The sequence below is a fragment of the Aequitasia blattaphilus genome (assembly GCF_024721305.1).
GTDB lineage: Bacteria > Bacillota > Clostridia > Lachnospirales > Lachnospiraceae > Aequitasia > Aequitasia blattaphila.
Genome location: NZ_JAMXOD010000062.1, coordinates 1 through 1,022, shown reverse-complemented (window position 1 = coordinate 1,022; position 1,022 = coordinate 1). Strand labels below are relative to the sequence as shown.

Annotated in this window: 1 protein-coding gene; it reads right to left on the bottom strand. The window is 45.2% G+C overall.

The window, feature by feature from the left end:
• On the bottom strand, nucleotides 1–1,022 hold a 1,022-nt coding region (locus NHH15_RS15435), incomplete at both ends, for an Ig-like domain-containing protein (RefSeq protein ID WP_262067539.1).

Genomic DNA, 1,022 nt, shown 5'->3' with positions numbered 1-1,022 from the left:
GCCTTTCCATCCACACCATAGGCCTTGAGTTTTTCCAAGGATAGCTCCTGCAGTGTTTTCCCTGCCTTTGCACCATTTATACTTGGGCTTTTCTGAATCACTGGCTCAGCCTTATCAATTGTAATCCTTATCACCTCACTGGTTTCATTATAGGTATCATCTGCCGCCTTCGTCACTTTTATAACGGCTGTTCCTGCTTTTAGAATGGATACTTTATTGCCCTTAATCGAAATCCCATCACCACTTTCCAGAGTATAGGATAAAGCACCGCTTCCGTTCCCCCCTTTCGCTCCAAGGGTAAAATCAGCATCTCCATAGACAAGTTTCTTTGGCACACCAGTAATAGTCAGAGGGCTCTGATTTTTCTTGCCCACCTCATAGTTTAAAAAGTTACCCTTTTTCTCTTCATAATTGGTATCTCCTGTGTACTCCACAGAGAGCTTATGCTGACCATAAGGCACATCTTTCCATAGATAAGAAGCTTTCCCATTGGAAAGAGGGACTGTTCCTAAGATAGTATCCCCTTTCTTAAATACCACACTTCCAGTAGGAGAACCACCAGCACTTACCCCCGTCAAGACTGCTGTTAAGGTTACCCTTTCACCTACCAGGCTCCCCTCTGATGGGGATGCCTGCAGAGCCATGTCTGGAGTGGCTTTACTTACTGGAACTGCCACTACTCGGCGGACTGTCTTTGTTGTACTATCCCAACCACTTACACCGCTGTAATCGTAGTTGATTACATCATTTGGCGTAAACACAACTGTGTATCCGCTGTTTCCTACTGTTGGCACTGTCGTTCCATCCTCCCAGGCAAAGCTTCCACTGTCGGCTGTGCCACCACTTAGCTGGGCATCTGCCAATGTAGCTCCGTAAGTTATAGAAGAGGCTGTAGGGAAATTCACCGTCGATACAGGAATTGGTTTCGGGTTTATCTTCAACGCAATATTCTCTGGAGTACTGGCATAGTCCGTGCAATTTTCACCATTTACCTCTTCATTAAATACTTTTAGTTGATAGTC